The organism is Luteimonas saliphila (genome assembly GCF_016774335.1).
Taxonomy (GTDB): Bacteria; Pseudomonadota; Gammaproteobacteria; order Xanthomonadales; family Xanthomonadaceae; genus Luteimonas; species Luteimonas saliphila.
On record NZ_JAETWA010000013.1, the window covers coordinates 103,841 to 127,293 of the forward strand.

The window sequence follows — 23,453 nt, forward strand, 5'->3', positions numbered from 1 at the left end:
CGACGCCGCTACGGCAGGCCTCCCCGCCAACGCACGGCGGACGCCGCGCGCGGCGACACAAGCCAGCCCCGGCAGGCGCCCCCTCCGCTCCTCCAACGCGAAAGGCCGCCCGAAGGCGGCCTTCCGTTCAGGCGCCGGCACCGGAAGGCGCCGCCGCGTCGGCCATTCAAGCGCTTCGGCGGGCTCAGCCGTTCAGGCGCTTCGCGATCGCCGCGCCGAGGTCGCCCGGCGACTTCACCGTGGTCACGCCCGCCTTCTCCAGTGCGGCGAACTTGCCCTCGGCCGTGCCGGCGCCGCCCGAGGCGATCGCGCCGGCGTGGCCCATGCGCTTGCCCTTCGGCGCCGAGGCGCCGGCGATGAAGCCGACCACCGGCTTGGTCACGTGCTCGGCGATGTACTCGGCCGCTTCCTCTTCCGCGCTGCCGCCGATCTCGCCGACCAGGATGATGCCCTCGGTCTGCGGATCGTCCTGGAACAGCTTCAGCGCGTCGATGAAGTTCGTGCCGTTGATCGGGTCGCCGCCGATGCCGATGCAGGTCGACTGGCCCAGGCCCGCGTCGGTGGTCTGCTTGACGGCTTCATAGGTCAACGTGCCGCTGCGCGAAACGATGCCCACCTTGCCCGGCTTGTGGATGTGGCCGGGCATGATGCCGATCTTGCACTCGCCGGGAGTGATCACGCCGGGGCAGTTGGGCCCGATCAGCACGACATCGTCGTAGCCCTTGAGCGCGTTCTTGACCCGCAGCATGTCCAGCACCGGGATGCCCTCGGTGATGCACACGATCACCTTGATCCCGGCGTCGGCCGCTTCGAGGATCGCGTCGGCTGCGAACGGCGGCGGCACGTAGATGACGGACGCATCGGCGCCGGTCTCGGTGACCGCGTCGCGCACGGTGTTGAAGACCGGCAGGCCGAGGTGCTCGCTGCCGCCCTTGCCGGGGGTCACGCCGCCGACGACCTTGGTGCCGTAGTCGAGCATCTGCTCGGCGTGGAAGGTGCCCTGCTGGCCGGTGAAGCCCTGCACGATCACCCTGGTGTTCCTGTTGACCAAAACGCTCATCTGATTGTCCTGTTGCTGTCATTCCGACCGCAGGGAGGAATCTGCTTCCGGGTGCCCGCTACCCGGTGAAAAAGCAGGTCTCTCGCTGCGCTCGAGACGACAAGATGGAAGTGGGTGTATCAGGCGGCCTGCTTGACCGCGGCCACGGCCTTCTTCGCGCCGTCGTTGATGTCGTCGGCGGGGGTGATCGCCAGCCCGCTCTCGCGTAGCAGCTTCTTGCCCTCTTCGACGTTGGTGCCTTCCAGCCGCACCACCACCGGCACCTTGACGTCGACTTCCTTGACCGCGGCGATGATGCCCTCGGCGATCATGTCGCAGCGGACGATGCCGCCGAAGATGTTGACGAAGATCGCCTTCACGTCCTCGTCGGAGAGGATCAGCTTGAACGCCTCGGTCACGCGCTCCTTGTTGGCGCCGCCACCGACGTCGAGGAAGTTGGCCGGTTCGCCGCCCTCGAGCTTGATCACGTCCATCGTCGCCATCGCCAGGCCCGCGCCGTTGACCATGCAGCCGATGTTGCCGTCCATGGTCACGTAGTTGAGGTCGTGCTGGCTGGCCTTGACCTCGGTCTCGTCCTCCTGGCGGATGTCGCGCATCGCGACCAGGTCGGCGTGGCGGAAGCTGGCGTTGTCGTCGGAGTTGACCTTGCCGTCGAGCACGGCGAGGTTGCCGTCCTTGAGCACCGCCAGCGGGTTGAGCTCCACCAGCGCCAGGTCCTTGTCGTTGAACAGCTTGTACAGGCCCAGCATGATCTTGCTCAGCTGGCCGACCTGCTTGGCGTTGAGCCCCAGGGCGAAGCCCATCTCGCGGCACTGGTACGGCTGCAGGCCCTGCACGTAGTTGACGTTGAGGGTCTGGATCGCGTCGGGGTTCTCCTCGGCGGTCTTCTCGATCTCCACGCCGCCCTCGCTCGAGGCGATGAAGGTGATCGACTGCGTGCTGCGGTCCACCAGCACCGAGAGGTAGAGCTCCTGCGCGATGTCGGTGGCCTGGGTGACCAGCACGCTGTCGATCGGCAGGGCGACGCCGGCGGACTGGTAGGTCTCCATCTTCGTGCCGAGCATGCCCTTGGCGTACTCGCGCACCTCGTCGAGGCTGCGGGCGAGCTTGACGCCGCCGGCCTTGCCGCGGCCGCCGGCGTGGATCTGGGCCTTGACCACCCAGAAATCGCCGCCGATCGCCTTCGCGGCGTCCACCGCTTCTTCCGGCGAGCGCGCGACGCGCCCGGCGGGCACCGCAATGCCGTAGTCGGCGAACAACTGCTTGGCCTGGTATTCGTGGAAGTTCATGTGGGGTCCGTGCTGGGGAGGATCGCGTGGCGGCCCGGACCCGGAGGCCAGCTGGCGGCACGCGGCCGCATATTCTCGCCGATGCGCCGCCCGCGGGCAAAGTTGGCGCTCGGCCGCGCCCTGCGGCGCCCCGGCGCCCGATCCACGCCTATACTCCGGCCCACCCCATCGCGCCGACTCCCCCTTGGCCGCACCCGACGCAGACCACCCCGCCCATCACCAGTCGCTGCGTCGCGAGCTGTACCTGTTCGCGCTGTACCGGGTCCTCGAATCGGCGCTGCTGGCGCTGGTGGTCTTCAGCCCTGTCGGGGCGCTGATCGGGCCGATGCACCTGCCCTCGCTCGCCCAGGGCGTGGCGGCGGCCTACCTGCTGCTGTCGCTCGGCCTGCTCATGCACGCGCGGCGGCTGCCCGGCGGGTTCGTGCCGCACGTGGTGTCGGGCATCTCGATCGACATCGTCGTCGTCCTGCTGGCCACGCACGCGATGCCCGGCGCCGGCCCCGGCATCGCGCTCATGCTGGTGTTCAACATCGCCGCCGCCTCGCTGTTCCTGTCGATGCGCTGGAGCATGGGGTTCGCCGTGGCGGCCTCGGCCGCGCTGGTGGCCGAGTACGCCTGGGATCGCGTCGAACAGGTGCACGCCAACCGGCCGCTGGCCGAAGTGCTGATGTTCGCGGTCGGTTATTTCGCGGTCGCCGCACTGATGCACCACCTGGGCCGGCAGGTGCGCGCCACCCAGCAGCTCGCCGACCAGCGCGGCGCCGAAGCCGCCAACCTGGCCGAGATCAACGAACTGATCATCCGCCGCATGCGCACCGGGGTGATGCTGATCGACGGTGGCGGCCGGGTGCGCATGGCCAACGAGGCTGCGCAACTGCTGCTGCGCGACGAAGAAGACCGCGACGATCACGGCATGCACGGAAAGGAGCTGGCCAAGGTCGCGCCCGAGCTGGCGATGCGCCTGGCGCAATGGCTGCAGGACGGACAGCAGAACGAGGCGCCGATGGCCTGCGGCACCGACAAGGCCGACGTGCTGCCACGATTCGCCCGGCTGCTCGCCACCAGCGACTCCACGCTGGTGTTCCTCGACGACACCTCGATGCTGTCGCGCCGCGCCGAGTCGCTCACGCTGGCCGCGATGGGCCGCTTTTCCGCCAGCCTCGCCCACGAGATCCGCAATCCACTGGCCGCGATCAGCTACGCCACCCAGCTGCTCGAGGAATCGCACGACCTGTCCACCAGCGACCGTCGCCTGCTGCAGATCATCCACCAGCAGTGCCTGCGCACCAACGGCATCGTCGAAAGCGTGCTCGGCCTGGCCCGCCGCGAGCGCGCCAAGCCCGAGCGCATCGACCTGGTCAACTTCGCGCGCCATTTCATCGAGGAATACCGGCTGATCGTGCCGGAGGACAACGCGAAGATCCGCGTCACCGGCAACCTCGCCAGGCTGCCGGTGATGTTCGATCCGCGCCACCTGCAGCAGATCGTCACCGCGCTGGTCAACAACTCGGTGCGTTACGGGCACATGCCCGGCGAGACGCCGCGCATCGCCCTGCACCTGGAGCAGGAGGACCGCACGCCGAGGATCAGCGTCCTCGATCGCGGTCCCGGCATTCCGGAAGCCGTGGCGTCGCAGCTGTTCCGCCCGTTCTTCACCACCTCCGAAAACGGCACCGGCCTGGGCCTGTACATCGCCCACGAGCTCTGCCGCGCCAACGAAGCGGAACTGGAGTACGTGTCGGTCCCGGGCGGCGGTGCGTGCTTCCGCGTCACCCTGCCGCCGCAGCACGCCCTGTTGCAGCCGTAGCACCCATTCCGGCAGCCCTCCGCAAGCCCCGTAGGAGCGCCTTCAGGCGCGACCACAAGCCGCATCGTCACCGCCGACCGGACGCATCGCGGCTGAAGCCGCTCCTACACGCCCCCGCCCCCGTAGGAGCGCCTTCAGGCGCGACCGGCCGCCGCGTCGCCATCCCCGACCCACGCATCGCGGCTGAAGCCGCTCCTACACGCCCCGCCCCCCCGTAGGAGCGCCTTCAGGCGCGACCGGCCGCCGCATCGCCATCCCCGACCCACGCATCGCGGCTGAAGCCGCTCCTACACGCCCCGCCCCCGTAGGAGCGCCTTCAGGCGCGACCGGCCGCCGCGTCGCCATCCCCGACCCACGCATCGCGGCTGAAGCCGCTCCTACACGGCCCGCCCCGTAGGAGCGCCTTCAGGCGCGACCGCCCCCATCCCCATCGCATCCCCCACGCCATCGCATCCCCGAACCGCTCGCCAGTCGCCGGTTTCCCGGTCGCGCCACGGCCCACGGCCCTCGGACCGGCGAGGCCGCCTGCGACCGGAGGTTGCGGCGCCATTCCGTCGTCTCCACACCCTCGTCACCTGCGTCAAAAACTGTCAATATTGGTCACCTTGCGACGACCGCCCCATTTCCATGAACGAAAACCGCAGCGCCCTGATCGTCGATGACGAGCACGACATCCGCGAACTGCTGGTGCTGACCCTGGGGCGGATGGGCCTGCGGACCGATACCGCGCCCAATCTGCACGCCGCCCGGCAGATGCTCGGCACCGTCTCCTACGACCTGTGCCTGACCGACATGCGCCTGCCCGATGGCTCCGGCCTGGAACTGGTGAGCGAGATCTCCACCCGCTTCCCCTCCACCCCGGTCGCGGTGATCACCGCCTACGGCAACGTCGAGGCCGCGGTCGAGGCGCTCAAGGCCGGGGCGTTCGACTTCGTCAGCAAGCCGGTCGACATCAACGTGCTGCGCGGCCTGGTGCGCCAGGCGCTCGAACTCAATACCCGCCGCCTCGCCCAGCCCGACGAGGCCGGCCGCCTGATCGGCACCTCGCCGCCGATGGTGACGCTGCGCCAGACCATCTCCAAGGTCGCGCGCAGCCAGGCGCCGGTGCACATCAGCGGCGAATCGGGCACCGGCAAGGAACTGGTCGCGCGCACCATCCACGCCCAGGGTTCGCGCGCGGGCGGGCCGTTCGTCCCGGTCAACTGCGGGGCGATTCCGTCGGAGCTGATGGAAAGCGAGTTCTTCGGCCACAAGAAGGGCAGCTTCACCGGCGCTAACAGCGACAAGCCGGGCCTGTTCCAGGCCGCCGACGGCGGCACCCTGTTCCTCGACGAGGTGGCCGAACTGCCGCTGCAGATGCAGGTCAAGCTGCTGCGCGCGATCCAGGAAAAGAGCGTGCGGGCGGTCGGTTCGCAGAACGAGGTGCAGGTGGACACGCGCATCCTCTCGGCCACCCACAAGGACCTGTCGAAGCTGGTCGCCGACGGCAAGTTCCGTCACGACCTGTTCTATCGCATCAACGTCATCGGCCTGCCCGTGCCCTCGCTGCGCGAGCGCAACGGCGACCTGCCGCTGCTCTCGGCGGCGATCCTCGACCGGCTCTCGAAGGCGATGAAGCGCCCGTCGCCCACGCTCGCCTCCGACGCCGTCGCCGCGCTGCAGGGCTACGCCTTCCCCGGCAACGTGCGCGAGCTGGAGAACATCCTCGAGCGCGCGCTCGCCCTGGCCGACGGCAACACCATCCACGCCGACGACCTGCAACTGCCCGCATCGACGGGCATGATGCCGCCGCCACCGGCCGGCCACGGCCACGCCACGCCTGCGCCCGCCGCCGCGGGCGCCGACCCGCGCACCACCAGTCCCTTCGACACCGCCAGCAGCGCCCTGCCCTCGTACATCGAGGAAATCGAGCGCACCGCGATCCAGCAGGCGCTGCAGGAAAACCGCTACAACAAGACCAAGACCGCCGCCGCGCTGGGCATCACCTTCCGCGCGCTGCGCTACAAGCTCAAGAAGCTCGGGATCGACTAGCGTGGCCCATCGCGGCTGAAGCCGCTCCTACGCACGTACCGCCCACGCCACCGCCCCGTAGGAGCGCCTTCAGGCGCGACCACCCGCCGCATCGTCGCCCTCATCAGACGCATCGCGGCTGAAGCCGCTCCTACACGCGCAACACCCCCACCCCGCCCCGCAGGAGCGCCTGTAACCGACTTGCCAACACACCCTCATCGCATGAAGAATCCGCCGCGGGCCACACCTCGAATCTTCCGATGAACCGCTGGAAAGCCTCCGGATCGCACCTGCTCCTGAGCATTCTCGTCATCGGCGGCATCGCCCTGTCCGCCTTCCTGCTCTGGTACCCGCACGCCCTGTACCGCGTCGCCGGCCTCGACCGCATCCTGCTGGTCATGCTGGGCATCGACCTCACCGCCGGCCCGCTGCTCACCCTGATCCTCTACCGCAAGGGCAAATGGGGCCTGAAATTCGACCTCACCGTGATCGCCATCTGCCAGCTCGCGTTCCTGGCCTACGGCCTACACACGCTGTGGGCCGCGCGCCCGGTGTTCCTGGTCGGCACACCCGACACCTTCACCCTGGTATTCGCCAGCGAGATCTCCGACGACGACCTCGCCCAGGGCACGCGGCCGGAATGGCGACGCCTGTCGTGGACCGGCCCCGTGCTCGTCGGCACGCGGATGCCGGACGACCCCGAACAGCGCCGGCTGATCATCGATGAATTCATGGCCGGCGGAGCGGGCGTCGAGCGCTCACCGAAGTATTACCTCGACTTCGCCGAAGTCGCGCCGGAGATGCTCCGCAAGGCCGCGCGGCCTGATGCAGGCGCCGGCCTGCCGATCACCGATAGGCGTGACGTCGGCGCGACCCCGGACGACCTGAGGCTGGTGCCGATCGTGTCCCGGCGCGATGAGGGGCGGATGCTGGTCGATGCAACGAGCGGCCGACCCGTGCGCACCATCACGCCCTGACTCGCGGTTGCCGGGTCTAAGGCGGCTACGACATCAGTATCTGTCGCAGGACGTCACAATGTGACGCCATCCGACCATCATGGCACCTCGTCGCTGCCTGGTAAGGCCGTCAGGACTGTGACGGGCCTCAATCCACATTTCCGCAACGCACCGACCGTCGTTCTTGGCACGCATCGTGCGTAACCTATCCCCGCACGTGCGCTGTTGCACGGCTGCCCACAGGACCCCGGCGCGGCCGGCCCAGCGGGGCACGTGAAATTGCATCCACTCCTAGGGGATACACCATGAAGACGTTCCAGAAAGGCTTCACCCTGATCGAACTGATGATCGTGATCGCGATCCTCGGCATCCTCGTCGCCATCGCCCTGCCGGCCTACCAGGACTACACCGTCCGCGCCCGCGTGTCGGAAGCCGTCGCCCAGACCGCACCGGCCAAGCTCGCCGTGGCGGAGACCGCATCGTCGCAGGGCATTTTTGCGACTGCCGTGTCGACCGGAGCCGCCGCCGGCTTCAGCTTCCCGGCCAACGGCACCGACTATGTCGCCAGCATCTCGATCGCCGACGGCATCATCTACACGGCCACTCGGTCAACGGGCGCCGATACTGCTCCGACCCTTACCTTCACCCCGTCGCAGTCCACCGCGACCGCGCCGGTCAACTGGGAGTGCACCACCACCGCCGGCACCGAGCGTTACGTCCCGGCCGAGTGCCGCCCGTAAGCGCAACGCGGTATCCTGCAACTCCGAAAACCCCGGCCCTGGCCGGGGTTTTCTTTTGTCTCTCCGCTGGCTAACGTGTCCCCTGCTGGGGATCGGGGATCGAAAATTGGGGATGCGGCAATCGTGGCGGCAGGACCTCCTGCCCTTGACCTGGATCGTGGCGCTGACGGCGCTCGCCTACGGCCTGGCGCTGCGCAACGGCTATGTCTGGGACGATCGATACTTCCTCACCGACTATGCCTGGATCAACACGTACGGGGAGGCGCTGCACTCCGCGCTCCAGCCGCTGTTCAACCAGGCCAGTTACTTCCGGCCGTTGTCGATGTTCAGCCTCTACGCCGAGGCCATCGCGTCCGGACGCAACCCGGCACTCTCGCACGGGATCAATCTCGCCTGGCACGCGATCTCGGGCGTGCTGGTCTACCTGCTCGCACGCCGCGCGGCACTGGCCATGGCGCCGCAACGATCCGCCACCGCGCTTTGGCTGCCGCTGCTGCTGACCAGCGCCTTCATCGTGCATCCGGCGCTGACCGAGGCGGTGCTGTGGATCTCCGCGCGCTTCGACCTGATGGCCAGCGTCGCGATGCTGCTCGCGTTGTGGGTCGCTGGCCTGGCGTGGCGCGACTGGACACGCGCGCTGGCCCTGGCGGCGTGCTTTCTCGCCGGCGCGCTGTGCAAGGAGAGCGTGGTGGTGCTCCCGATCGCGATCGGAGCCCAGACACTGCTGCTCGGGGCCGCCACGCGGCCGGACGGCCGGGTGGTCCTGGCCGACGGATTCACTGCGCGCGAATGGAAGGCGTACGCGGCAATCCTCGGCGCCGGCCTGATCTACCTGCTGCTGCGCGCGCAGGCGATGGACGGCTACGTTCCCTTCTCGGTCGACACTTCGCTGGAGCATCGCATCGCCCTGTGGGGGACCGCTGTCGTCAAGTACCTGCAGCTGACCTTCCTGCCATTCGCCGGCAATGCCCTGCAGCACAGCTTCGACTGGCAGGGATCGGGCACGCTGCGGGCGCATGCCGCGGCGATCGCAGTGGCCTCTGCCGTCAGTCTGGCGATCGTGGCGCTGGCGCTGCGCGGCCGGCGCGTGGGCTGGGTGCTGCTGGCCTGGCTGTGCGCCTACCTGCCGGTGATCCACCTCATGCCGCTGCCGATCGGCAGCAGCGTGATCCACCAGCGCTTCATGTACTTCCCCACTGCCCTGCTATTGGCCATGCTGCCGTACGCGCTGCTGCGCCTGCGCGCCAGCGTGGCCGCCACGCGAGCCGCCTGGGCGCTCGGCGTGGCGCTGGTGCTAGCCTCGCTGCTGGTGGTGCGCTCGGTGGTGCCGATGTGGAAGGAGGACCTGGTGCTGTGGAGCTGGTCCGTGGAAAAGGACCCGTCGTCCCAGCTCGCGCGAGAGAACCTGATCTATGCCTATACCCTCTACGGCATGACCGACGAGGCCTCGCGCGAGCTGATGGAGATCGCACGCAACAAGGGCAGCACCAGCGCGCGGGTACCGCTGAACATGGGCGCGGCCTATTACGGCAAGGGCGAGTACGAGACCGCGATGCACTACTTCGACATCGCCTACCGCAATATCGCCACGCTCCCCCAGCAGGACGGCGCGAAGCTGCTGGCCAGCATGGCGGTCACCGCGGCGCTGCTCGGCGACCGCGAGATGGCGAGCAACATCATCATGCAGGCGGTGCTGTCCGATCTGCACAACTACACCGCCCTGGGCCATCTCGAGGCGTTCTGCGGCGAACTGCCGGCGCTGGGTTTCACGCCCACGGCGGAAGAGCGCAGGCGCGCGACGCAGGTGGCCACCACGACGGTCACGAAGCTGCGCACGGCGCAGCCGTCACTCCAGGCGGAACGGGCGTTCTGCCCGACACCATGACCCGCCACGTCGCAACCCCGCTTCGTGCGCCGGACGATCGGTGCCATGTCCGCGGAAGGCCATCCCGCCTCTGGCCGCGCACGCGCTGCCATTCCAGCCTGCCTGCCGTCGCCACCACCTGATCCCTCCACGATGAGTTTCCCGCTGAAGCCCGGAAGCCAGGACAAGCTTTTCTCCCTCGCCTGCCTCCTGTGTGCGATCCCCGTCCTGGTCTCGCACTATCCGCCGATGGTCGATATGCCGCAGCACGCGGCACAGGTGTCGGCCGTGCGCGGTCTCCTGGCTGGGGACTGGGCGTGGGCCGGCCTGTTCGAGTTGAACTGGTTCACGCCCTACTGGCTGGGCTACGGGCTGGTGCTCGTCCTTGCCGAAGCGGTGGGCATCGTTTGGGCGTTCAAGTTGGTGCTGGCCGCCGCAGTGTGCGCGTTTCCGTGGGCCGCGGGGCGCTTCTGCAGGCGCATGGGCTGTCCAGCGGCGTGGAACTGGATGCTTCTGCTGCTGCCCTTCGGCTTTGCATACCAGTGGGGATTCTTCAACTTCATCGTCGCCGCGCCTTTCGGCTTCCTGTTCCTGCGCGCCCTGCTGGACACCCGCGGCGGTGACGTATGGCCGCGGTACGCGAAGATCGCCCTCTGGCTGCACTTGCTGTTCTTTGCCCACGTCCTTACCGCCGCATTCTTCTGCGTCGTGGCCGCGCTGCTGCTTGCATCGCCCTGGGGCGGGCTGCGCGAGTGGATCCGTCGCTGCCTGCCCCTGCTCACCATTCTCCCGGTGGCGGGACTGTGGCTGTTCACAAGCCTGCGTGACTCACCGACCGCGAGCGCCCCGCTGGTCTGGTCGCTTGGCCCGCACAGGCTGACCGGCTTCCTGCCCTCGCTGGTCTCGTCCCCCACCGCCAACGCGGGGCAGATCCTCGGCCTGCTTGCGCTTGCCACCCCGTTCCTCTGGGGCGCCCGCATCAGGCGCGACCCCGCCGTATGGGCAGCGTTCTCCACCTACGTCGCCTGGGCATTACTGTTCCCGCAGGTCGTGGGCGGCACGTTTTTCACCTACGAGCGTTTCGGCATCTTCGGCCTTCCGCTTTACTTCGCGTGCTTCGAGTCCGGTACCGTCGCGCGGATGCGGAGCCGTGAGCAGACGATGGCCGTCGGACTGGCACTGGTGTCGGTTTCGATCCTGGGCTGGCATGGTATCCGTGCTTCGATCTTCAATCAGGAGACGACCCACTACCGGGCCGTGATGGAAAAGGCGGAGCCGGGGAAACGGATCCTGCTGATGACCTTCGCACCCATGAGTCGCGCGTCCTACGCACCGCTACTGCTCCATATGGGCTGCTGGTACCAGGCCGAGCGTGGCGGGCTGTGCGAGTTCAACTTCGCCGGCAACTGGGTCACCCCGGCACGCTTCCGCGATGACGCCACCGGAATTCACCAGGGATACGAATGGATGCCGCACTCGCTCGACTGGAATCTGCATCGCGGCGACGCGTACGACTATTTTCTGGTCAGGCACCCGGAAAGTGCCACGTCCTGGCTGCATGAGAAATCCAATGGCGCTGTTGCCCTGCTCGCCAGCCAGGGCGAATGGCAGCTGTATGGCAGGACCAGGGACCGTCCCAAGCAGGAGATTGCGCAGTGAATGGCCAACAGCACGACGTTCCCACGGACATGGACATCGAGGGCGTGGGCCGCCCGTGCTCTCCGGCCCCGGAGCCGGCGGCGTCCGGAACACCGGCCGACGGCCAGTTCGTTTCGGTCACCGTGCCGATCTACAACGAAGCGGACAACATCCCGCAGCTGTATTCGCGCATCCGCGATGCCCTGGATGGGCTGGGAAGGCCATGGGAACTGGTGCTGGTCAACGATGGCAGCACGGACGATTCACCGCGACGACTGGACGGGATCGCCGCTCAGGATCCGCGGGTCAAGGTGGTCCATTTCGGACGCAACTACGGACAGACCGCAGCGCTGATGGCAGGCATCGACCTGTCGCGTGGCGACATCATCGTTCCGATGGACGGGGATCTCCAGAACGACCCGTCCGATATCGCGGCGATGATCGCCAAGCTCGACCAGGGCTACGACGTGGTGTCGGGCTGGAGAAAAGATCGAAAGGACGCGGCGTTCAGGCGAAACCTGCCGAGCCGGTTGGCCAACCGCCTGATCTCCGCGGTCTCGGGGGTGCGCCTGCACGACTATGGTTGCTCGCTCAAAGCCTACCGGCGCAGTGCCCTCGAAGGGGTGCGGCTATACGGCGAGATGCACCGGTTCGTACCGATCTACGCCGCATGGAACGGCGCCCGCGTGACCGAACTCGAGGTCATCCATCACCCGCGCGTCCATGGCCAGTCCAAGTACGGAATCGAGCGGGTGGTCAAGGTGGTGCTCGACCTGCTCGTCGTGAAATTCCTGTTCCGCTATGCGAACAAGCCAATCTACGTATTCGGCGGATTCGGCATCGTGGCGATGCTGTTCTCGTTCGCGACGCTCGCCGCGGCGCTCGCGCTGAAGGTGCTGCAGGGCACCTCGCTGATCCTCACGCCGCTGCCGACCCTGGCGGTGATGATGTTTTCGATCGGCGTGCTGAGCATCCTGATGGGACTGCTGGCCGAGATGCTCAACCGCACCTACCACGAATCGCAGGCCAAGTCTGTCTACCGCATCGCGCGAGTCGTCCAGTCCGCCCCGCGCGAAGACGCCTGAACGTGTGCGGGATCGCCGGTTTCGCAGGCAGTGGTGACGAGGCCATCCTCCAGCGCATGGCAGATCGCATCGCATACCGTGGTCCGGACGCGTACGGCTACCTGGTCGACCGGGACCGGCGCGTCCACCTGGGCCACCGGCGACTGTCTGTGCTCGATCCCGCAGGCGGCGGGCAACCGATGTCGACCAGCGATGGCGCGCTGTCGATCGTGTACAACGGCGAGATCTACAACTTCGCGGAGATACGGCGCGAACTTGAAGCCTGTGGCGCGCGTTTCAGCAGCCACCATTCGGATACGGAGGTCCTCCTGCTGGGATACCGGCATTGGGGAGAAGCGCTGTTGCCCAGGCTCAACGGCATGTGGGCGTTCGTGATCTACGACCGCGATCGCAACTCGCTGTTCCTGTCACGCGACCGTTTCGGCAAGAAGCCGCTGTACTACACGTCGCCCGGGAACGATTTCGTGTTCGCCTCCGAACTGGGCGCGCTGCGGCTGCACCCGTCCACGCCCCGCGAACTGGACCCGCTCTCGCTGCGGAAGTATTACGCATACGGCTACCTGCCGGCCCCGCGCACTCTGTATAGGGGGGTGCTGAAACTGCCCGCCGGACACTCGCTGACACTCGACCTGGAGAGCATGCGCGCAACCGTGCGCCGCTGGTGGTCCTGGCAGGCGGAGCCGGAGGAAGTGCCCGCTGCCGCCGAAGGAAGACTAGTCGATGAACTCCTGGAGCGGCTCGACGCGGCCGTGGCCCGGCGGCTGGTTGCCGACGTCCCCGTGGGGGCGTTCCTGAGCGGAGGCGTCGACTCCTCGCTGGTTGCCGCGCTCGCGGCGCGCCATACCGGTGGCGACCGTCTGAAGTCGTTCTCGATCGGGTTCGACGAGGCGAGTTTCGACGAGTCGCCGCACGCGCGCGAGGTGGCCCGCCTGATCGGCTCGGAGCACGACGTGCAGGTGCTGTCGGTCCGCCACGCGCTGGCGGAACTTCCTGGTCTGGCCGATCGGCTTGACGAACCCATCGCCGACTCCTCGTTGCTGCCCACGTATCTTCTGTGCCGGCACGCGCGGCGCACTGTGACCGTCGCGCTCGGCGGCGATGGTGCCGACGAACTGTTCGCCGGCTACGACCCGTTCAAGGCGCTTCGCTACGCCGCCTGGTACGCGCGCCTGGTACCGCACACGCTGCACGCAGGCTTGGTGCTGGCGGCCGGAGCCTTCCCGGTCTCGCATTCGTACATGAGCCTGGACTTCCGCCTGAAGCGGACCCTCCGGGGATTGGATCACCCGCCACCGATGCACCTGCCGGCCTGGATGGGACCGCTCTCGGTACGCGAGCTGGGAGAACTGGAGGGAGCCCCGATCGATGCGGAAGAGCTCTACAGCGAGGCGATCGACGCGTGGGACGACTGCCGCAGCGATGATCCGGTCGACCGCGCGACGGGATTCTTCGTGCGCCTGTACCTGCAGGACGACATCCTGCCCAAGGTCGACCGCGCCAGCATGCTCAATTCGCTGGAGGTCCGTTCGCCATTCCTCGATATCGAGGTCGCCGACTTCGCCCGACGCCTGCCGGCAAGGCTCAAGCTGCGCGGCGGGACCACCAAATGGCTGCTCAAGCAAGCCGCGGAGCGTATTCTCCCGGCAGGCATCGTTCATCGCCGCAAACAGGGTTTCGCGATGCCGGTAGGACAGTGGTTCGCCGATGGCTCGCTCGACCTCGGCCTGCCGGGCACGGATGATTCGGGCTTCTGGGCGCGAATGCTCGACCAGCACCGCCACCGACGGGCCGACCACAGGCTCGCGCTTTGGGCGAGACTGCTCCTGGGCGGCGAGCATGCGGGTTCCTAGTACGACCGGACACAGGAAAGGACAAACGGATAGCCATATGCAATCCACCACGGGTTCGAGCGACAGTTCTACCGCGCAGGCCTTCTCGACCTCGTGGAACAACCTGCCCGGCGGTTCTGTCTACACCGCCGCGCAGTTCGCGGAATGGCTTGCGCCGCTGTCGCCGGAGGATTTCCGGGGGCGCGAGGTGCTCGAGCTTGGCTGCGGCAATGGGAGCCTGATGGTGCATGCGGCCGATTGGGAGCCGGCGCGACTGGTCGGGGTGGAGCTTGGCGACTCGGTACGCTCGGCCCGCGAGAACATGCGTAGCAGTCCGGTGGCATGGGAGATCGTGCAGGACGATCTGGTTGCTTTCGAATCGGGCGGGTTCGACATCGCCTATTGCATCGGCGTGCTGCACCACCTCAAGCGACCGCGCGCAGGGTTCGACTCCGTCGTGCGCAACACCCGACCTGGCGGACGCTTCCACTGCTGGGTGTACGCGCGCGAAGGCAACGCGGTAGTGAGACTGGTCGTGGAACCGGTGCGGCGCGTGGCCTGCCACCTGCCCTGGTGGGTGACCAAGTACGTTCTGGCGACGCCGATGGTGGCGCCGTACTTTCTGTACGCGAAACTGCTGTCGCTGGTCACGGCCGCCGGCACCAACCGTCTGGCGCGAGGGCTCGGATGGCTGCCGCTATTCGACTACTCGATGTGGATCGCCCGGCGCGACTTCGCCTTTTTTCGCCACGTCGCCTTCGACCAGCTGGTGACTCCACAGACGGCTTACATTTCCAGGACAGAGGTGGATGACTGGCTGCGCTCCAATCCGGCGATCGCCGCGGACTCGACCTATGTGATCCTGCGGAATGGAAACTCCTGGAAATTCGGCGGCCGGATCCAAGGGGGTTGACGCCGTCGACTCAGCTGCCGGTATCGACCAGAATCAGCGCCAGACCGGCCAGTACCACCAGGGTGCCCGCCACCCCGCGGGGGGTGATCCGCTCGCCCAGGAGCAATGCCGCGCCCAGATACACCATGACCATGGTCAGGGCGACGAACGGGTAGACGACCTTGAGCGGCAGGCGCGACAGGGTGATGATCCACAGGACGGTGCCCAGGCCGTAGGACGTCAGGCCCAGCGCGATATGGACGTTGAAGAAGTCCTTCAAGTGGCTGGCGTTTTGCGCGCCCAGCTTGAACAGAAGTTGTCCGGCGGTGGCGAACAGTGCGGCCAGGCCAAGCAGCAACAGCAAGAACGGGCTAAGCCCGCGCATGGCGCATCCTTACCCAACTACTTCTCGCGCGGGCCAGCGCATCGGCCATTGCATTAGGCAGTAGCCCGAGGGCACCGTTGCGCAGGCGCCACCACAGCGGCGAACTATCCCCGAGAGGCTGCCCCTCTTCCACCCGCGACGCCAGTACGCGGCCATCCAGAGTGGCGATCGCCGGCTCGGCGACGTACAGCAGCGTATTGAACCGGTACCAAGGGGCTACTGCCGCGTTGTCGCGGAGCAACGGCCGGAACGGATCGAAACACTGGTACCCAAGGGCATGGAATTTTTCTTTCCAGTACTCAAGCGGCTGTTCGTTGACGTGGTATTCACCGCCCTGGCCCGGCACTGCCGCAGAAAAAAGGATCACCTCGCCGTGGCGCACGAGGTTGGCCACGAACGTGTCGGCCTGCGCTTCGGGAACGTGCTCCGCTACTTCCAGCGACATGACCAGATCGAAGTGCCGTCCCAGGTCGAACGGCTGCGCCAGATCCGCGGGAACGAACCGGTCCGCCTCCACGAGCAGTCGATCACGGTCCACGTAGGCGCCATCCGTGCCGATCACCGTGTCCGCACCATTCTCCAGCCAGACACGGCACCAGGCGCCAACGCCGCAGCCGACGTCCAGGACGCTGCCTGGCGAGAGAGAAGCAGCCACTGTCGGAATCACGGCGCTTGCGGATGCAAGTGCGACCCGGTTGTTGTACGCGTAGAAGTCGGAGGAGTAGACCTTTGACCCTTCCATTCAAGACTTCCCCGCTGAAGTGGACGGCCATAGTTCGCTCCGATGGCCGCGACAGGTGGCCCCGCTGCAGTTACGCCGCCCGCAGCGTGCTGGCCCGGGCGCATGCTACCATCCGGGCCGGTTCGAAAGCGCGACCGCATAGCGCCATGGTCTGCCGCAAAAAGGGGCGAAGCGGCGCGAATCGGCCGCCAGGGGAGGGTTGAGTGGGCCATGTGGCAGAGTGCATCGATCTCGATGGAACCTTGCTTCGTACCGACCTGCTGCATGAGTCGATCCTGCTACTCCTGCGGGTGAAGCCGCTCTGCCTGTTTCTCCTTCCGTTCTGGCTTTTCCGCGGCAAGGCGCGGCTGAAGCGCGAAGTCGCCCGGCGTGTCCGGATTGATGCAGCCTTCCTGCCATACGACCCCCGGGTCATCGAGTATCTACGGACTACCAAGGCACGCCCGCGCGTGCTGTGCACTGCAGCCGACGAGTTGCTCGCCCGCCCGGTCGCCGATCACCTGCAACTGTTCGAGCTCACCCTGGCCAGCGACGGCCAGCGCAACCTGGAGGGCAGAGCCAAGGCCGAGGCACTGGTGGAGCGATTCGGCGAACGCGGCTTCGACTACACCGGCAACAGTCCGGCGGACATGTTCGTGTGGCCTCACGCCCGGCGAGCCCGCGTGGTCAACGCGCCGACCGCGCTGGCGCGGCGGGCTGCGGCGGTCACCGAGGTCGAATCCCACTGGCCGTCGACGGCTTCAAGGCCAGCCGCGTGGCTCAAGGCCATCCGTCCGCATCAGTGGCTGAAGAACCTGCTCGTACTCGCGCCGCTGCTGGCGGCCCATCGCTTCACCGATCCGGTGGCTGCCTCGCAAGCCCTGCTGGCCTTTGCGGCCTTCAGCCTGTGTGCTTCGGGCGTGTACCTCCTGAATGACCTGCTGGACCTCCCATCCGATCGCCGGCATCCGCGCAAGCGACAGCGGCCGTTTGCGGCTGGTGCCTTGCCCGTGCTGCACGGCCTGATCGCCGCGCCGCTGCTCGCAGCGTCGGGATTCGCCCTCGCGTGGCTCTGTTCACCGGCGTTCCTGCTGGTCTTGGTGGTCTATTACAGCGCCACTTTGGCGTATTCGCTGCACTTCAAGACCGTGCACATGCTCGACGTGCTGCTGCTCGCGGGCCTGTACACCATCCGCATCGTCGGCGGCGCGGTCGCCATCGGGGTGCCGTTGTCGTTCTGGCTCCTCGCGTTCTCGATGTTCCTGTTCCTCAGCCTGGCGATGCTGAAGCGATACACCGAACTCCACGGGCTGTCGACGGCAGGGATCACCCAGGCGGCAGGCCGCGGCTACGCCGGCGACGACCTGCCCCTGCTGCAGTCCCTGGGTGGATCGGCAGGCTATCTGGCCGTGCTCGTCCTGGCGCTGTACATCAACAGCGCGGAAAGCGTCGAACTCTATTCGCGTCCGCAACTGCTCTGGCTGTTGTGCCCGCTGCTGCTGTACTGGGTAAGCCGGGCCTGGTCGCTGGTGCGGCGCGGCAGGATGCACGACGACCCGGTGGTGTTCGCGGCGACCGACCGCGTCAGCCTGGTGGTGGCCGCGCTGTTCGCCGCGGTGGTGCTGGGGGCGATCTGAGATGACGGGCTCCTGGGGCGGGTACCCGCGCGCGCCGCAACACGAGTTGGTCGCGGTCCGCGACCGAAGCGCCACCCTGCCCGTTTTCCGCGGCCTGGCGCTCGCGTACGGGAATGGTCGCAGCTACGGCGACAGCTGCCTCAACCCCGGCGGTACGCTGCTGCTCACGCGGGGCATGGACCGCTACATCGCGCTGGACGTGGAGAACGGGACCCTGGACTGCGAGAGCGGCGTGCTGCTATCGGAAATCCAGCGGCTCGTCGTTCCCCGGGGATGGTGCCTGCCGGTGATGCCGGGCACGCTGCAAGTGACCGTGGGCGGGGCCATCGCCAACGATGTGCATGGAAAGAATCATGCACGCATGGGCAGCTTCGGCGACCACGTTGTGGAATTCGAACTGCTGCGCAGCGACGGCTCGAGGCGCCTCTGCCGCCAAGACGTTGAACGCGACTGGTTTCGCGCCACTGTCGGCGGACTCGGCTTGACCGGGCTGATCACACGGGCGGTGCTGCGCCTGCGGCCCATTCGGGGCGCTACGCTCGACGCATGCGTGCAGCGGTTCGGCAATCTGGCGGGATTCTTCAGCCTGGCAGGCGAACACGCGCGGCGCGAGTACAGCGTCGCCTGGGTCGACAGTCTGGCAGGCGGCAAGTCGCTGGGCCGGGGCGTGTTCATGGCGGCCGACCATGCGGCTGGAACCGGGCCGCCCAGCCAACGGGCGCTGGCGGTTCCGGTGACGCCGCCCTTCTCGCTGGTGAACCCGATGAGCCTGCGTGCTTTCAACGCGCTCTACTACCGGCGCGGGCCCCTTCGGCCTTCGCGCCGGCAATTGTCGCTGCCTTCGTTCTTCCAGCCGCTCGACCGCATCGCACACTGGAACCGCATGTACGGTCCACATGGATTCCTACAGCACCAGTGCGTGATTCCACCGGCACAGGCCGAGCCGGCCATCGCGGAACTGCTGGACCGCATCGCGGCCAGCAAAACCGGCTCGTTCCTCGTCGTCCTCAAGCAGTTCGGTGAGCGACACGGGCCCGGGCTGCTTTCATTCTGCCGGCCCGGCACGACATTGGCGATGGACTTCCCCTTCCGGGGGCGGAGGACGCTGGACCTGCTGGACCAGCTCGACAGGATCGTAGTGGCCGCGGGCGGCGCGATCTATCCAGCCAAGGACGCGCGCATGTCGCCATCGACGTTCGCGGCATCGTTTCCCCGACTGGCCGAGTTCGACGGGTACCGGGACCCCCGGTTCTCGTCGGGCCTGTGGCGTCGGGTCATGGGAGAAGCATGAACAGGATCCTGATCGTAGGCGCAACCTCGGCCATCGCGGAACACTACGCGCGCCAGGAGGCGGAGGCCGGCAGCATGCTGTTCCTGTGCGGAAGATCGCGGGAGCGACTACGGGCGATTGCGCAGGACCTGGTTGCGCGGGGGGCGGCGAAAGCCGACTTCGCGGTGCTGGACGTCCTCGATTTCGATCGACACGAGGAGGCCATCGAAGCGGCATGGCGAAGCCTGGAGGGCGTGGACGTCGCATTGCTGGCACACGGCACCCTGCCCGACGCCCGCGCCTGCGCGACTGATGCGACGCTGGCACTACGCGAATTCAATACCAACGCGACCGCCACCATTCTCCTGATGGATCGGCTGGCCGGACGATTCGAAAAGAAGGGGCACGGCACGCTTGCGGTGATCTCATCCGTCGCCGGCGACAGGGGTCGGGCCAGCAACTACCTGTATGGAAGCGCCAAGGCCGCAGCGACAGCCTACTCAAGCGGATTGCGCCAGCGTTTCCGGGGAACCGGCGTCCATGTTCTCACCATCAAGCCCGGGTTCGTGGATACGCCCATGACCGCCGCCTTCCGCAAGGGCGCGCTTTGGGTGGAACCGCACCGCATCGCGACCGGAATCCGCAGGGCGATCGGGCGTCGACGCGGCGTCGTGTACCTGCCCTTCTTCTGGCGGCCCATCATGGCGTTGATCCGCATGATTCCGGAACCGGTGTTCAGGCGCCTGGATCTGTGACGTGCTGAGACTGGCCGCGCTCTACGCGCTGTTCGCGGCGTTCTCGATCGCGGTCAATATCGCGACGCAGGTTTCCGTGATAGCGATCCTCGAACACGGATGGGCGATTCCCGCTTCGATCCTTGCCGGGACGGCGACCGGCCTCGTTGCCAAGTACGTGCTCGACAAGCGCTGGATCTTCTCGCATGTATCGAGTGGACGGCTGCATGAGGCCCGCACGTTCATCCTTTACGCCGCAGCGGGTGTGCTCACGACGCTCGTGTTCTGGGGTACCGAGTACCTGTTTCACCTGCTTTTCCGCAGTGACGCGATGCGCTACCTCGGTGGCGTGCTCGGGCTGGCCGTGGGCTACGCGATCAAGTATCGGCTCGACAAGCACTTCGTCTTCACCGGCGCGCGCGCCTGACGGTCGCGCAGCCGGGCGTCGGCCATCGAGCGGGCTCCTGTCGTGGGCCGGGGCCCGCGCTTGCACGGCGGCGTGCGGGCCGGCGATGCTGTCCGCCGGGCCTCTCCGGCCCGGCGCCTGCCCTCGATGTCAACGGCCGCGCGGGTGGTGCGTCTAGGTCGTTGCCTGGACCAACTGCGCCAGTTCGCGCCCGGTGCCCGGCATGTACGATCGGGCGTGCTTTCGGCGCCTGGAGTCGAGTGGCACCGGCCTTCGCCAGTAGTGCAACGAGCGACAGTTGCGATAAAGTCCAGGATGTCCTGCCCGGGGGTGACACGAAAATGAGCGCTACTCCAAGTGCCAATCTGGTCGGCATTACCGGTATCGCCCGCCGCCTTGTACTCGATGGCGCCCTGGACGACGCGGCAGCGCGTGAAGCGCTGGACAAAGCGAGCGCCGAGCGCAAGCAGGTCGCGATCTACCTGCGCGAGCACAAGCTGGTCACCGCGGCGCAGATGGCGGCGGCGAACTCGATGGAGTTCGGCATGCCGATCTTCGACCCATCGGCGATGGACGCGGCCCAGAGCGCGGTCAAGCTGGTCAGCGAGGAACTGCTGGGCAAGCACAAGGTGCTGCCGCTATACAAGCGCGGCAACAAGCTGTTCGTGGGCATGGCCGACCCCACCGACAGCCACGCCCTGGACGAGGTGAAGTTCCACACCAACCTGGTGGTGGAGCCGATCCTGATCGACGAGGAGAGCCTGCGCCGCACCCTGGAGCTGTGGCAGCAGAGCCAGGACAGCTTCGGCGACGCCCTCGGCGACAGCGACGGGCTGGAGAACCTGGACCTCGATTCGGGCATCGAGGACGACGCGCGCGACCCCGGCGCCGAAGGCAAGATCGACGACACCCCGGTGGTGAAGTTCGTCAACAAGGTGCTGATCGATGCGATCCGGCGCGGGGCGTCGGACATCCACTTCGAGCCCTACGAGACCGACTACCGCGTGCGCCTGCGCATCGACGGCATCCTCAAGCAGACGGCGAAGATGCCGGTCAAGCTCAACCAGCGCATCACCGCCCGCCTGAAGGTGATGGCGCAGCTGGACATCGCCGAGAAGCGCGTGCCGCAGGACGGCCGCATCAAGCTCAACCTGAGCAAGACCAAGCAGATCGACTTCCGCGCGAGCACCCTGCCCACCCTGTTCGGCGAGAAGGTGGTGCTGCGCATCCTCGACGGCAGCGCGGCCAGGCTGGGCATCGAGAAGCTGGGCTACGAGCCCGAGCAGCAGGCGCTGTTCCTAGAGGCGATCCACAAGCCGTACGGCATGGTGCTGGTCACCGGCCCCACCGGCTCGGGCAAGACGGTGAGCCTGTACACCGCGCTGGGCATCCTCAACGACGAAACCCGCAACATCTCCACCGCCGAGGACCCGGTGGAAATCCGCCTGCCGGGCGTCAACCAGGTGCAGCAGAACGAGAAGCGCGGCATGACCTTCGCCGCCGCGTTGCGCAGCTTCCTGCGCCAGGACCCGGACATCATCATGGTCGGCGAGATCCGCGACCTGGAGACGGCCGAGATCGCGATCAAGGCGGCGCAGACCGGCCACATGGTGCTGTCGACCCTGCACACCAACGACGCGCCGCAGACCATCGCCCGCCTGATGAACATGGGCATCGCGCCGTACAACATCACCAGCTCGGTGACGCTGGTGATCGCGCAGCGCCTAGCGCGGCGGCTGTGCGACCGCTGCAAGCGCGCGGCCGTGATCCCGGACCATGCGTTGCTTGCCGAGGGGTTCACCGAGGAAGAGATCGCGACCGGCTTCACCGTGTACGAGCCGGTGGGTTGCGACGAGTGCACCGCCGGCTACAAGGGCCGGACCGGCGTGTACCAGGTGATGCCGATGAGCGACCAGATCGCGACCATCATCCTGCAGGGCGGCAATGCGATCGAGATCGCCAAGGCCGCGCAGGCCGCGGGCGTGCGCGACCTGCGCCAGTCGGCCCTGCTCAAGGTCCGCAAGGGCGTCACCAGCCTGGCCGAGATCAACCGCGTGACCAAGGATTGAGGCGGGTCGGGCTGTCGTGCGGGCGCGGTTTTCCGGTGCGGCAGGCGGCGTCGCGGGTCGCGCCTGAAGGCGCTCCTACAAGCCCCCATCCGTAGGAGCGCTTTCAGGCGCGACCGGCAATGCGTGGCAGCTCCGGGTGCCGACGAATGCTCCGGGCGAGAACAGCGCGGCCTGTGGAAGACATTCGCGGGTCGCGGCTGAAGCCGCTCCTACAACCGCCCCATCGCCCTGTAGGAGCGCCTTCAGGCGCGACCGGCAGCGCATCGCACCCTGGGCCCCGACGAACGGTCCCGGGCGAGAACCACGGGACCCGGATGCGACGGTCGTGGGTCGCGGCTGAAGCCGCTCCTACAGCCGCCCCATCGCCCTGTAGGAGCGCCTTCAGGCGCGACCGACCACGATTCAGTCAAGCCACGCCGCGTCCCAGTACGGATAGTCGCCCAGGCGCGTCACCAATCCCGCGCGGAGCGGGTTGGCCACGATGTAGCGCGCGACCGCGCGAAGGTCGTCCTCCGCGCGCAGGGCGCGGTCGTAATAGGCCCGGCCCCAGACCGGCCCCGACCGCTCCAGCGCACGGTTGACCTCCCTGGCACACCGGCCCTTCAGCCGCGCGACCACCTCTTGGAGCGCGCAATCGCGTCCCAGTTGCAGGAGGCAGTGGGCATGGTCGGGCATCAGCACCCAGGCCAGCATGGCGCTTGCGGTGCGCTCGTGGCGGAGCAGGAAACAGCGGGCCGCCGCGCTGGCGGCATCGGGATCGACAAACAGCCGGTGGCGCAGGTGGGTGGCGAAGCTCAGGTGGTAGACCTGCCCCGGCAACGACACCCTGCCCCGGCGAAGGGCGGCGTGGCCGCGTTGCGGGAGTCGGCGTTCGTTCTGCATTCACGCAGGGTGCCGGCATGCGCGGGGCGGGGCCGTCGGGGCGACCGGGCGCGCGATGTCAGGGAATCCCGCGTCGTGCCGTGCGGGCGCGGGTCGCGGCTGAAGCCGCTCCTACAACGGCCCATCGGCCCGTAGGAGCGCCTTCAGGCGCGACCGGAATCTCGACGCATCTGCCGATC

At 67.5% G+C, this 23,453-nt stretch carries 19 protein-coding genes; 14 read left to right on the plus strand and 5 right to left on the minus strand.

The features are described from left to right. Window positions 1-184: 184 nt before the first annotated feature. Together sucD and sucC are read right to left on the minus strand one after the other, a co-directional pair. The gene (sucD, locus tag JMO03_RS02910; protein ID WP_202840041.1) at window positions 185-1,060 is read right to left on the minus strand and encodes a succinate--CoA ligase subunit alpha; all 876 of its coding nucleotides are present in this window, start codon (window positions 1,058-1,060) and stop codon (window positions 185-187) included. Between the two features lie 119 nt (window positions 1,061-1,179). Further along, window positions 1,180-2,349 (minus strand): ADP-forming succinate--CoA ligase subunit beta, encoded by a 1,170-nt coding sequence (sucC, locus tag JMO03_RS02915; protein WP_202840043.1) that lies wholly within the window; start codon window positions 2,347-2,349, stop codon window positions 1,180-1,182. A 184-nt stretch (window positions 2,350-2,533) separates the two neighbouring features. Between sucC and JMO03_RS02920 the strand changes: the two genes are divergently transcribed. The 9 genes from JMO03_RS02920 (at window position 2,534) to JMO03_RS02960 (ending at window position 15,191) form a co-directional block, all read left to right on the plus strand. Then, window positions 2,534-4,156 carry a sensor histidine kinase gene (locus JMO03_RS02920; RefSeq protein WP_238345841.1) on the plus strand — a complete coding sequence of 541 codons (1,623 nt, stop codon included), beginning with the start codon at window positions 2,534-2,536 and terminating at the stop codon, window positions 4,154-4,156. 627 nt (window positions 4,157-4,783) lie between these two features. Further along, window positions 4,784-6,187 (plus strand): sigma-54-dependent transcriptional regulator, encoded by a 1,404-nt coding sequence (locus JMO03_RS02925; protein ID WP_202840045.1) that lies wholly within the window; start codon window positions 4,784-4,786, stop codon window positions 6,185-6,187. Window positions 6,188-6,426: 239 nt separating this feature from the next. Then, window positions 6,427-7,143, plus strand: a complete 717-nt coding sequence (locus JMO03_RS02930) for a hypothetical protein (protein ID WP_202840047.1) — start codon at window positions 6,427-6,429, stop codon at window positions 7,141-7,143. A gap of 284 nt (window positions 7,144-7,427) precedes the next feature. Continuing rightward, the gene (locus tag JMO03_RS21330) at window positions 7,428-7,862 is read left to right on the plus strand and encodes a pilin (RefSeq protein ID WP_202840050.1); all 435 of its coding nucleotides are present in this window, start codon (window positions 7,428-7,430) and stop codon (window positions 7,860-7,862) included. Between the two features lie 145 nt (window positions 7,863-8,007). Next, the gene (locus JMO03_RS02940; protein WP_202840051.1) at window positions 8,008-9,747 is read left to right on the plus strand and encodes a hypothetical protein; all 1,740 of its coding nucleotides are present in this window, start codon (window positions 8,008-8,010) and stop codon (window positions 9,745-9,747) included. A 132-nt stretch (window positions 9,748-9,879) separates the two neighbouring features. Next, the gene (locus JMO03_RS02945; RefSeq protein WP_202840054.1) at window positions 9,880-11,385 is read left to right on the plus strand and encodes a hypothetical protein; all 1,506 of its coding nucleotides are present in this window, start codon (window positions 9,880-9,882) and stop codon (window positions 11,383-11,385) included. Then, window positions 11,382-12,449 carry a glycosyltransferase family 2 protein gene (locus JMO03_RS02950; RefSeq protein WP_337926347.1) on the plus strand — a complete coding sequence of 356 codons (1,068 nt, stop codon included), beginning with the start codon at window positions 11,382-11,384 and terminating at the stop codon, window positions 12,447-12,449. Before JMO03_RS02945 ends, JMO03_RS02950 begins: the two co-directional genes overlap by 4 nt. A gap of 2 nt (window positions 12,450-12,451) precedes the next feature. Further along, entirely contained in the window at window positions 12,452-14,299 is a 1,848-nt protein-coding gene (asnB, locus tag JMO03_RS02955) for an asparagine synthase (glutamine-hydrolyzing) (RefSeq protein WP_202840056.1), read from the plus strand. A 37-nt stretch (window positions 14,300-14,336) separates the two neighbouring features. Further along, complete coding sequence (locus tag JMO03_RS02960; protein ID WP_202840058.1) at window positions 14,337-15,191, plus strand: class I SAM-dependent methyltransferase; 855 nt, start codon at window positions 14,337-14,339, stop codon at window positions 15,189-15,191. A gap of 10 nt (window positions 15,192-15,201) precedes the next feature. Here JMO03_RS02960 and JMO03_RS02965 read toward each other — a convergent pair whose 3' ends face one another. Together JMO03_RS02965 and JMO03_RS02970 are read right to left on the minus strand one after the other, a co-directional pair. Next, a complete protein-coding gene (locus tag JMO03_RS02965; RefSeq protein ID WP_202840060.1) occupies window positions 15,202-15,555 on the minus strand; it encodes an EamA family transporter in 354 nt (117 codons plus the stop codon). Then, window positions 15,542-16,297, minus strand: coding sequence for a class I SAM-dependent methyltransferase (locus JMO03_RS02970; RefSeq protein ID WP_202840062.1), 756 nt, complete (start codon window positions 16,295-16,297; stop codon window positions 15,542-15,544). The genes JMO03_RS02965 and JMO03_RS02970 overlap by 14 nt, the downstream gene beginning before the upstream one ends. Before the next feature lie 224 nt (window positions 16,298-16,521). Between JMO03_RS02970 and JMO03_RS02975 the strand changes: the two genes are divergently transcribed. The 5 genes from JMO03_RS02975 to pilB all read left to right on the plus strand — a co-directional run bounded on the left by JMO03_RS02975 (window position 16,522) and on the right by pilB (window position 22,392). After that, window positions 16,522-17,913, plus strand: coding sequence for a UbiA family prenyltransferase (locus JMO03_RS02975; RefSeq protein ID WP_202840106.1), 1,392 nt, complete (start codon window positions 16,522-16,524; stop codon window positions 17,911-17,913). A 1-nt stretch (window position 17,914) separates the two neighbouring features. Continuing rightward, window positions 17,915-19,204: an FAD-binding oxidoreductase gene (locus tag JMO03_RS02980; protein ID WP_202840065.1), complete on the plus strand. Its 1,290-nt coding sequence runs from the start codon at window positions 17,915-17,917 to the stop codon at window positions 19,202-19,204. Further along, window positions 19,201-19,938, plus strand: coding sequence for an SDR family oxidoreductase (locus tag JMO03_RS02985; RefSeq protein WP_202840067.1), 738 nt, complete (start codon window positions 19,201-19,203; stop codon window positions 19,936-19,938). The genes JMO03_RS02980 and JMO03_RS02985 overlap by 4 nt, the downstream gene beginning before the upstream one ends. A gap of 1 nt (window position 19,939) precedes the next feature. Then, the gene (locus JMO03_RS02990; protein ID WP_202840069.1) at window positions 19,940-20,344 is read left to right on the plus strand and encodes a GtrA family protein; all 405 of its coding nucleotides are present in this window, start codon (window positions 19,940-19,942) and stop codon (window positions 20,342-20,344) included. Between the two features lie 320 nt (window positions 20,345-20,664). Beyond that, window positions 20,665-22,392, plus strand: coding sequence for a type IV-A pilus assembly ATPase PilB (gene pilB, locus JMO03_RS02995; protein ID WP_202840071.1), 1,728 nt, complete (start codon window positions 20,665-20,667; stop codon window positions 22,390-22,392). Window positions 22,393-22,794: 402 nt separating this feature from the next. On the opposite strand, the gene JMO03_RS03000 is transcribed toward pilB, so the two are convergent. Further along, complete coding sequence (locus JMO03_RS03000; protein WP_202840073.1) at window positions 22,795-23,274, minus strand: REP-associated tyrosine transposase; 480 nt, start codon at window positions 23,272-23,274, stop codon at window positions 22,795-22,797. Between the last annotated feature and the right edge of the window lie 179 nt (window positions 23,275-23,453).